We start from the raw sequence: 7,094 nt of genomic DNA, 5'->3' as shown, positions 1-7,094 counted from the left end.
GTTGTGCCGATTCCCGTGCGTCGATCAGCTTGGGCGCATAGATGAACAGTGGAATCTGATAGTTGGTAATAGGCAGGTCTTCCTTGCCCGCACTGCCGGCGGTGTGGTCGGCGACGAAGACGAAGATCCAGCAACAGGCTGCGCGTATTCAGGCGCAGGCCGTGGCGAGCCAGATCATGCCACTGGGCAACATCACCCAGATGACCCAGCAGGAACGCGATCTGATCGGCACCTGGATCAATCAGGGGGCGCGCACGAATTAACGGATGAGCGCATGACTAACCTGTGGGCGGGGGCTTGCTCCCGATGGCGGCGATTCAGTCACTGATACGTTGAATGACACACCGCAATCGGGAGCAAGCCCCCTCCCACATCCGGCCTGCGTTGTCGCTGAATGTACTGTTCAACATCCTCGCGGCTCTGAACGACCCGCCGTCGCCCACGCGCATTGATTCCTTCGTTCCAGAAAAACAATAAAGAACAGGAACCCCAACATGCATGCCATCCAACGGGGAACAGCCACACGCCGTGCCCCATTCTCGCCCCGCACGCGCTCTAACAGCGCACTTGAGCCAAGGCTTTGGAGCCAGTATTCTCCGCGCCCGCTCGAATCGACTCAAAAAAAAACAGCGAATACAAAAGCTGACTATAAGGCCAACTTATCCCGGCCTGCGGTCTGCGGCCCAAGTGCGCAAAAGTCCCCTGAGTTCGACTGCATCCGTTGCCGTCGACGACATTTTTTTGGGTTTTTTAGCACCTTGGCGCAGCTCTTGCTAAAGCATCAAAGCTGACCGAACAGACGATTTTTTCAGCGAACCAAAAGGCGCCACACCAGAGCGCCGACATAGAAGAAAAACCATAAAACTTTAACTCGGGAGCAACCGAATGAAACCTATGTTCAAAGGCCTGATGCTGGCAGGAACCCTGCTGGCTGGTGGCCAAGCTGTGGCCGGTGACCTGTTGCAGTGGCAGAACAACAGCCTGACGTACCTGTGGGGCAAAAACTTTACCGTCAACCCGCAGATCCAACAGACCGTCACGTTTGAACACGCCGATGCGTGGAAGTACGGCGACAACTTCTTCTTCCTCGACCGCATCTTTTACAACGGTAAGGAAGACGGCAACGTCGGCCCCAGTACTTACTACGGCGAGTTCAGCCCACGCCTGTCGTTCGGCAAGATTTTCGACAAAGACTTATCCTTCGGCCCGATCAAAGATGTATTGCTGGCGTTCACTTATGAGTTCGGCGAAGGCGATAACGAATCGTACCTGGTGGGCCCGGGCTTCGACCTGAACATCCCCGGTTTCGACTACTTCCAGTTGAACTTCTATCAGCGCCAGACCGAAGGCAATCGCGCAGGCGACGGCGTATGGCAGATCACCCCGGTGTGGTCGTACACCCTCCCGGTGGGCAACTCCAACATCCTCATCGACGGCTATATGGATTGGGTGGTGGACAACGACAAGAATGCCCGCGGCACTTATCACGCCAACCTGCACTTCAACCCGCAGGTCAAATATGACCTGGGCAAGGCGATGAACTGGGGCGAGAAACAGCTGTATGTCGGTTTTGAATATGACTACTGGAAGAACAAGTACGGGATCGAAGATTCCGGCGCGTTCAAGACCACTCAGGATACGGCGAGCTTCCTGGTCAAATACCACTTCTGATTGAACACCGCGGATTCATGTGGGAGGGGGGCTTGCCTCCTCCCACCTTCAGATCGGTAACAGGCCCAGGAACCGCGTTATTTCCTCGCGCTTGGCCAGGGCATCACTGCGCCCCAACTCGATCAATTCGCTGCAATACCCCGCCTCGAACAGCAAATAACTGAGCACCCCCGCCCCGCTGGTCTTGGTCGCACCCGGCCCCCGCAGGAACAGACGCAACGCCGCCGGCAATTCCTGCCGATGCCGCGCCGCAATTTCATCGATCGGCTGACTCGGCGCAATCACCAGCACGTCCACCGGCGCCAGGCCCTGGGCCACACTGTCGACCGGCTGGAAATGGCTGAACTGGTTCAAGCGCTCCAGCAATTCGATATCACTTTCCAGGCTGTCAATGAACGTGCTGTTGAGCATGTGCCCACCGATCTGCGCCAGGGTCGGCTGCTGGCCAGTGTAGGCACGCTGCAACGAGTGTTCATGCTCGACGCCGCGCGGGTTGCCGCTGACGCCCACCACCAGCACGCGGTTGGCGCCCAGGTGCAAGGCCGGGCTGATAGGCGCCGATTGCCGCACGGCGCCATCGCCGAAATACTCATGTTTGAGTTTGACCGGGGCAAACAGCAAGGGAATCGCCGAACTGGCCAACAGGTGTTCAACCGTGAGTTGGGTGGGCACACCGATACGCCGATGGCGCAACCAGGCATCGATGGTGCCGCCGCCCTGGTAGAAAGTCACCGCTTGCCCGGATTCGTAACCGAAGGCCGTGACCGCCACCGCCTTCAGGTGTTTGTCGCGGATGGCTTCGTCAATGCCGTCCAGGTGCAGTTTGTCGTGCAACAAATCGCGCAGCGGCGAGCTGTTGAGCAGCGCCACCGGCACCTGGGCGCCCAGGCCGAGCAGGCTGTGGAAACAGAAGCGACCGGCCTGGTGAATCACCCCCGGCCAGTCGCTGCGTAGCACCAGGTGGCTGCGAAACCCCTGCCAGAACGCCGTCAGACGCTCGATCGCCGCAGTGAAGTCCATGGCGCCGCTGGCCAGGCTCACCGCGTTGATCGCGCCGGCCGATGTACCGACGATCACCGGAAACGGATTGGCCGCGCCCGGCGGCAACAACTCGGCAATCGCCGCCAGTACTCCCACCTGATACGCCGCTCGCGCCCCGCCGCCGGAAAGAATCAAGCCTGTGACCGGTTCAGCTTGGCGCATCGCATTACTCCATGGGGGGGGGAAAGCAGGTCTTATCGACGGCGTTTTTCGTACAGTTTGGGCTCGCCCGGCGGCCGGCTCTTGAAGCGGCGATGGGTCCACAGGTATTGCTCGGGGCATTCGCGCACCGAGGTTTCGACCCACTGGTTGATCCGCAGGCAATCGATCTCATCGCTCTCGCCGGGAAAATCAGTCAACGGTGGGTGGATCACCAGGCGGTAACCGCTGCCGTCGGCCAGGCGTTCCTGGGTAAACGGCACCACCAGCGCCTTGCCCAGGCGGGCGAACTTGCTGGTGGCGGGCACGGTGGCGGCCTGGATGCCGAACAGCGGCACGAAGATACTTTGCTTGGCGCCGTAGTCCTGGTCCGGTGCGTACCAGATCGCCCGGCCGGCGCGCAGCAGCTTGAGCATGCCGCGCACGTCTTCACGCTCCACGGCCAGGGAGTCGAGGTTGTGGCGCTCGCGGCCACGGCGCTGGATAAAGTCAAACAGCGGGTTGCCGTGCTCGCGGTACATGCCGTCGATGGTGTGCTTTTGCCCGAGCAGGGCCGCGCCGATTTCCAGGGTGGTGAAATGCAGGGCCATGAGGATCACGCCCTTGCCGTCCAACTGGGCCTGCTTGAGGTGCTCCAGGCCTTCGACGTGGGCCAGCCGCGCCAGACGCTGGCGCGACCACCACCAGCTCATGGCCATTTCAAAGAAGGCGATGCCGGTGGAGGCGAAGTTTTCCTTGAGCAAGTGTTTACGCGCTTGCGCGGACTTTTCCGGGAAGCACAACTCCAGGTTGCGCGCGGCGATGCGGCGCCGTTCGCCAGCCACGCGGTACATGCCGGCACCCAGCAGGCGACCAATGGTCAGCAGCGCACGGTACGGCAATTGAGTGACCAGCCACAGCAGGCCGAGTCCCAGCCATAACAGCCAAAATCGCGGATGAAAAAATACAGCTCGAAAACGCGGGCGATCCATTACAGATTCCGGTAAAGACATGGGCCGCGCATTCTACAACGGTTCGACTCGGCTTGCGGCCAGTGGTTGTTCTCGTTATAAGTCTCGACACTTTTCGTGACAAGCCGCTTTTGCCGACCATGAGCCAAACCGAACCGCTAGACCAAGATCCCGTGTTCCAGCTGAAAGGCAGCATGCTCGCCATTACCGTGCTGGAATTGGCCCGCAATGACCTCGACGCACTGGACCGCCAGCTCGCCGCCAAGGTCGCCCTGGCGCCGAATTTCTTCAACAATGCCCCACTGGTGCTGGCCCTGGACAAACTGCCAGCCGGCGAAGGCACGATCGACCTGCCGGGCCTGATGCGCGTTTGCCGCTCCCATGGCCTGCGCACCCTGGCGATTCGTGCCAACCGTATCGAAGACATTGCCGCAGCCATCGCAATTGAATTGCCAGTACTGCCACCGTCGGGTGCCCGCGAGCGTCCGCTCGATCCGTTGGCCGGTGAAGTGAAGAAAAAACCGGAAAAACCACCGGAGCCTACGGTCAAACCGACCAAGATCATCACCTCCCCCGTGCGCGGCGGGCAGCAGATTTACGCCCAGGGCGGCGACCTGGTGGTGATCGCGTCGGTCAGTCCGGGCGCGGAACTTCTGGCCGATGGCAACATCCATGTATACGGCCCCATGCGCGGGCGTGCCCTCGCCGGCATCAAGGGTGATACCAAGGCGCGTATTTTTTGCCAGCAATTGACCGCTGAGCTGGTGTCGATCGCGGGCCAGTACAAGGTTTCAGAAGACTTGCGCCGTGACCCGCTGTGGGGCGCAGCGGTACAAGTCAGCCTGTCGGGTGATGTGTTGAACATCATCCGTCTTTAACGGATACTGCCGCATTTTCCAAGCATCTCTAGACTCTGATAGCACAGCGAAACCGGCAAGACTTGCGTAGGACTCATTTGAAGTTGGCGTTTCCCTGCGGAAACCACATCTTTTCCCTACAAAGGCTGTCCGCCTGCAGCGAGTTCCAAGAGATGTTTTTCAGGGACTGAAAGTCCTTTTTCCTTAGGGGTGAAACACCTTGGCCAAGATTCTCGTGGTTACATCCGGCAAGGGTGGTGTGGGTAAGACCACCACCAGCGCCGCTATCGGTACCGGCCTCGCTCTGCGCGGCCACAAGACAGTCATCGTCGACTTCGACGTCGGTTTGCGTAACCTCGACCTGATCATGGGCTGCGAACGCCGCGTGGTGTACGACTTCGTCAACGTGGTCAACGGCGAAGCCAACCTGCAACAGGCCCTGATCAAGGACAAGCGCCTTGAGAACCTGTACGTACTGGCCGCCAGCCAGACCCGCGACAAAGAAGCGTTGACCAAGGAAGGCGTGGGCAAAGTCCTCGCTGAACTGAAGGAAACCTTCGAATACGTGGTGTGCGACTCCCCGGCCGGTATCGAAACCGGTGCTCACCTGGCGATGTACTTCGCCGATGAAGCCATCGTGGTAACCAACCCGGAAGTCTCCTCGGTACGTGACTCGGACCGCATGCTCGGCCTGCTGGCCAGCAAGTCCAAGCGCGCCGAAGACGGCCAGGAGCCGATCAAGGAGCACCTGCTGCTGACCCGCTACAACCCGGAGCGCGTCAGCAAAGGCGAAATGCTCGGCGTTGAAGACGTCAAGGACATCCTGGCCGTGACCCTACTGGGCGTGATTCCAGAATCGCAAGCCGTACTGAAAGCCTCCAACCAAGGCGTACCGGTAATTCTCGACGACCAGAGCGACGCCGGCCAGGCGTACAGCGATGCCGTCGATCGCTTGCTGGGCAAAACCGTGGAACATCGCTTCCTCGATGTACAGAAGAAGGGATTCTTCGAGCGTATCTTTGGAGGCAACTAAATAATGAAATTTCTCGACTTCTTTCGCGCAAACAAAAAGCCAAGTACCGCGTCGGTAGCGAAAGAGCGTCTACAGATCATCGTGGCGCACGAACGCGGCCAACGCAGCACGCCGGACTACCTGCCAGCCTTGCAGAAGGAACTGGTCGAAGTGATCCGCAAGTACGTCAATATCGGCAACGACGACGTGCATGTCGCCCTGGAAAACGACGGCAGTTGCTCGATTCTGGAACTCAATATCACCCTGCCTGATCGTTGATCGAACGGGCGGTCGCCACGGCGGCTCCGTCACCTTGATCCCTTTGCGGGAGCTGGGTGGTCGAGCCGCCGTTGGCGTTTGTTACGAGGCTGTTTAATGCCGTTGTCCAACATCCATATCCTCTACCAGGACGACGCTGTCCTGGTGGTGAACAAGCCGACTTTGCTGCTCTCGGTGCCTGGCCGCGCCGACGACAACAAGGACTGCCTGATCACCCGCCTGCAGGAAAACGGCTACCCAGAGGCCAGAATCGTCCATCGACTGGATTGGGAAACCTCGGGGATCATCCTGCTCGCGCGGGACGCCGATACCCATCGCGAACTGTCCCGCCAGTTTCATGACCGCGAAACCGAAAAGGCCTACACCGCCCTGGCTTGGGGTCAACCGGAACTGGACAGCGGCAGCATCGACCTGCCCCTGCGCTACGATCCGCCGACCAAGCCACGCCATGTGGTCGACCACGAGTTCGGCAAGCACGCGCTGACCTTCTGGAAGGTGCTGGAACGTTGCGGTGACTGGTGCCGCGTGGAGCTGACGCCAATCACCGGGCGCTCGCACCAGTTGCGCGTGCATATGTTGTCGATCGGCCACCCGCTGCTCGGTGATGGCTTGTACGCCCATGAACAAGCCCTGGCCGCCTGGCCGCGCCTATGCCTGCACGCGAGCATGCTGAGCTTCACCCACCCGCAAAGCGGCGAGCGGCTGCGCTTCGAGTGCCCGGCCCCCTTCTAAAGCTGTAAACACCGTCAAATGTGGGAGGGGATTGCAGTGGGTCAGTGAACAAATACAGTGACTGACACGCCGCCATCGGGGGCAAGCCCCTCCTACATTTGTGCTGTGCACTTCTCGCCATCGAACGGTAAACTCCGCGCATTGCTGTCTGGAGCTATTTATGCGCGAAGCGTTGAATCAAGGCCTGATCGACTTCCTCAAGGCCTCCCCTACTCCCTTTCATGCCACGGCTGCCCTGGCCCAGCGTCTCGAAGCGGCCGGTTACCAGCGTCTCGACGAGCGCGATACCTGGACCACCGAGGCCAACGGTCGCTATTACGTGACCCGCAACGACTCCGCGATCATCGCCTTCAAGCTCGGCCGCCACTCGCCGCTGCAGGGCGGCATCCGCCT

The 7,094-nt window shown here is 60.0% G+C and carries 7 protein-coding genes and 2 pseudogenes; 7 read left to right on the top strand and 2 right to left on the bottom strand.

The window, feature by feature from the left end; all coding sequences use genetic code 11:
• Positions 1-119: 119 nt before the first annotated feature.
• Positions 120-263: pseudogene (locus L9Z73_RS22150) on the top strand (urate hydroxylase PuuD); the annotation flags it as partial.
• A gap of 622 nt (positions 264-885) precedes the next feature.
• Positions 886-1,671, top strand: coding sequence for an outer membrane protein OmpK (locus L9Z73_RS22145; RefSeq protein WP_247405491.1), 786 nt, complete (start codon positions 886-888; stop codon positions 1,669-1,671).
• A gap of 48 nt (positions 1,672-1,719) precedes the next feature.
• On the opposite strand, the gene L9Z73_RS22140 is transcribed toward L9Z73_RS22145, so the two are convergent.
• Complete coding sequence (locus tag L9Z73_RS22140; protein ID WP_247405489.1) at positions 1,720-2,874, bottom strand: patatin-like phospholipase family protein; 1,155 nt, start codon at positions 2,872-2,874, stop codon at positions 1,720-1,722.
• Positions 2,875-2,906: 32 nt separating this feature from the next.
• Positions 2,907-3,842 carry a lipid A biosynthesis lauroyl acyltransferase gene (locus tag L9Z73_RS22135; protein WP_198717264.1) on the bottom strand — a complete coding sequence of 312 codons (936 nt, stop codon included), beginning with the start codon at positions 3,840-3,842 and terminating at the stop codon, positions 2,907-2,909.
• Between the two features lie 119 nt (positions 3,843-3,961).
• Here L9Z73_RS22135 and minC point away from each other — a divergent pair, with 119 nt between their 5' ends.
• From minC to L9Z73_RS22110, 5 genes and pseudogenes are all read left to right on the top strand, one after another.
• Positions 3,962-4,699, top strand: coding sequence for a septum site-determining protein MinC (gene minC / locus L9Z73_RS22130; protein WP_198717263.1), 738 nt, complete (start codon positions 3,962-3,964; stop codon positions 4,697-4,699).
• 199 nt (positions 4,700-4,898) lie between these two features.
• Positions 4,899-5,711, top strand: a complete 813-nt coding sequence (gene minD / locus L9Z73_RS22125) for a septum site-determining protein MinD (protein WP_048721002.1) — start codon at positions 4,899-4,901, stop codon at positions 5,709-5,711.
• A 3-nt stretch (positions 5,712-5,714) separates the two neighbouring features.
• Entirely contained in the window at positions 5,715-5,969 is a 255-nt protein-coding gene (gene minE / locus L9Z73_RS22120; protein WP_003175252.1) for a cell division topological specificity factor MinE, read from the top strand.
• Positions 5,970-6,065: 96 nt separating this feature from the next.
• Positions 6,066-6,701 carry an RluA family pseudouridine synthase gene (locus L9Z73_RS22115; RefSeq protein ID WP_010208822.1) on the top strand — a complete coding sequence of 212 codons (636 nt, stop codon included), beginning with the start codon at positions 6,066-6,068 and terminating at the stop codon, positions 6,699-6,701.
• Between the two features lie 160 nt (positions 6,702-6,861).
• Positions 6,862-7,094: pseudogene (locus L9Z73_RS22110) on the top strand (M18 family aminopeptidase); the annotation flags it as partial.

It is taken from the genome of Pseudomonas emilianonis, from assembly GCF_023072625.1.
GTDB lineage: Bacteria > Pseudomonadota > Gammaproteobacteria > Pseudomonadales > Pseudomonadaceae > Aquipseudomonas > Aquipseudomonas paraveronii.
This window is presented reverse-complemented; position numbering and strand designations above follow the sequence as displayed.